Source organism: Paraburkholderia sp. (assembly GCF_026225065.1).
Lineage (GTDB): Bacteria > Pseudomonadota > Gammaproteobacteria > Burkholderiales > Burkholderiaceae > Paraburkholderia.
In genome coordinates, this window is sequence record NZ_JAMFSB010000328.1 from 1 (window position 1) to 2,331 (window position 2,331).

General features: G+C 61.8%; 3 protein-coding genes and 1 pseudogene. All 4 read left to right on the forward strand.

Annotated elements, in window-relative coordinates:
• Positions 1 to 531 (forward strand): carbohydrate ABC transporter permease (locus M0954_RS23195; RefSeq protein WP_297355738.1); only part of this gene is annotated, 531 nt, incomplete at its 5' end.
• A gap of 7 nt (positions 532 to 538) precedes the next feature.
• Positions 539 to 1,657, forward strand: coding sequence for a mandelate racemase/muconate lactonizing enzyme family protein (locus tag M0954_RS23200; RefSeq protein ID WP_297355740.1), 1,119 nt, complete (start codon positions 539 to 541; stop codon positions 1,655 to 1,657).
• 43 nt (positions 1,658 to 1,700) lie between these two features.
• On the forward strand, positions 1,701 to 2,036 hold the full coding sequence (locus M0954_RS23205; RefSeq protein ID WP_297355742.1) for an L-rhamnose mutarotase: 336 nt from the start codon (positions 1,701 to 1,703) through the stop codon (positions 2,034 to 2,036).
• 116 nt (positions 2,037 to 2,152) lie between these two features.
• A pseudogene (locus M0954_RS23210) lies at positions 2,153 to 2,331 on the forward strand (DUF1801 domain-containing protein); the annotation flags it as partial.

Sequence of the window (2,331 nt, forward strand, 5' to 3'; positions counted from 1 at the left end):
CGCCATAAGAAGACGCTGTTCGTCGTCCTGATGCTCACCCGCGCCATTCCCGGCATCGCGCTTTCGTTACCGATCTTCATGCTGTGGGCGTGGACAGGTCTGCTCGATACGCGCATCGGCGTCATCATCGTGTACCTCGCGATGAACGTGCCGTTCACGGTCTGGCTGATCGACGGGTTCTTTCGCGAAGTGCCGGCGGAACTCGCCGAGGCCGCCCAGATAGACGGTTGCACCCGCTGGCAGGCGTTCTGGCATATCGAACTACCGCTGGCCCGTTCGGGCGTGGCGTCGGCGGCGATTTTCGCCTTCCTGACGAGCTGGAACGAATTCGCACTGGCTTCGCAACTGTGTCGCAGTCCCGATACTAAAACGCTCCCCGTCGGCCTGATGGACTTCACCGCGCAGTTCACGGTGGACTGGGCCGGCATGTGCGCGATGGCGGTGATCATCATCATTCCGGCCATCGTGCTGACTTTCATCGTTCAGAAACACCTGATTGCGGGGCTTACGCTCGGCGGTGTCAAAGGATAAAACCACCATGACCGTTATCGAAAACGTCGAAATCCGGCAGGTCGACCTGCAGCCGAAAGTGCGGCGCACGGACGCCATTCAGTCGTTCGTCGTGCAGGAAACCATTCTGGTGACGATTCGCTGCAGCGACGGCAGCAGCGGAACAGGCTATACGTACACCATCGGCACCGGCGGCTCGTCTATCGTCGCGCTGCTGCACGATCATCTCGTGCCGCGGCTGATAGGCCGTAATCCCGCGGAGTACGAAGCAATCTGGCGCGATCTGTTCTTCCATACGCATGCGACCGCTGTGGGCGCAATCACCAGCCTCGCGCTGGCCGCTATCGATACTGCGCTGTGGGATCGCAATACGCGCGTGGCGGGCCTGCCGCTGTGGATCGCTGCTGGCGGCGCGCAACCGCGTGTGCGCACCTACACGACCGAGGGTGGCTGGCTGCATCTGTCGCAAAGCGAGCTGGTCGAGCAGACGCTGCGGGCACAAGCCGAGGGGTTTCGCGGCGCGAAACTGAAAGTAGGGCGCCCGCATGTGTCGGAGGACGCCGCCCGCCTCACTGCCGTGCGCTCTGCAGTGGGTGACGGCTTCGAACTGATGGTCGATGCAAATCAGGGGTTTACGCTAGCCGAAGCACTGCGACGGGCGCACGCGTTTGAACCGCTACGGCTCGCATGGCTGGAGGAACCGATGCCGGCCGAAAGCCTCGATGCGCATCGGCGTCTGTGTGCCGCGACAACGGTGCCGGTCGCGGTTGGCGAATCGCTTTACCACCCGGCGCAGTTCGCCGAGTACGTGAAGGCGGATGCGTGCTCGATCGTTCAGGCGGACGTTGCCCGCGTCGGTGGCATTACGCCGTGGCTAAAGGTTGCGCATATTGCCGAGGCAATGAACATCGAGATCTGTCCGCACTTCCTGATGGAGCTGCACGTGAGTTTGTGCGCGGCCGTACCTAACGCAAGCTGGCTCGAGTACATTCCTCAACTGGACTCGTTGACCGGCACTTCGATTGTGGTGGAGCAGGGGTACGCGACACCGCCGGCGTCACCGGGAATCGGTATCGACTGGGACTGGGACGCGATTCGCTCGCAACAGCGTCTGCACATCGAGCTCGACGCGCCGGTCAACGCCTGAGTGCACGAGTAGCCAGCCGTTTGGCCCTGTTCTGGAGTGATGCATGCGCTACTGTCTCGCCCTCGATCTTCGCGACGACCCCGCCGTGATGGCGAAGTACGACCGCTATCACCGGGAGGTCTGGCCTGAGGTGCTCGAGCATCTTCGGGCCTCGGGTATTCATGACATGACCATCTGGCGGCGTGAGAACCGCCTGGTCATGCTGATCGACGCCGATCCCGGATTTGCGCCGGAGCAGCTGGTCATCGGGCCGGGCACGCATCCGCGAGTGAAAGAATGGGAGACGTTGATGGCGAGCTTCCAGCAGCCCTTGCCTCATGCGGAGAAAACCGCATGGCAGCCGATGGAAAGCGTGTTTCGTCTGAGCGAGCAGATTTGACCAGGCCGCAGTAACCGGGGCCGTACCGGCGTTGGCTTACAATTCGCTAATGTAGCCGCTACGTTGACGATTGTGGTCGAACGAAACGAGACCGGAACTGAAGGCATGGAGAGCCAATGAATCCACAGGAACGCATTGACGAGCTGATCGCAGGACTGACGGATTGGCGTGGTAAAACTTTCGCCAGCGTGCGCAAGAGCATCCTTGGGGCCGACCCGGAGATCATCGAGGAATGGAAGTGGATGGGCAGCCCGGTGTGGTCGCGCGACGGAATGATCGCGGTGGCAAACGCCCA

Bases quoted from the DNA above. Each gene is read 5' to 3' on its own strand.
- M0954_RS23200 (WP_297355740.1), top strand. From the start codon at position 539: ATGACCGTTATCGAAAACGTCGAAATCCGGCAGGTCGACCTGCAGCCG.
- M0954_RS23205 (WP_297355742.1), top strand. From the start codon at position 1,701: ATGCGCTACTGTCTCGCCCTCGATCTTCGCGACGACCCCGCCGTGATG.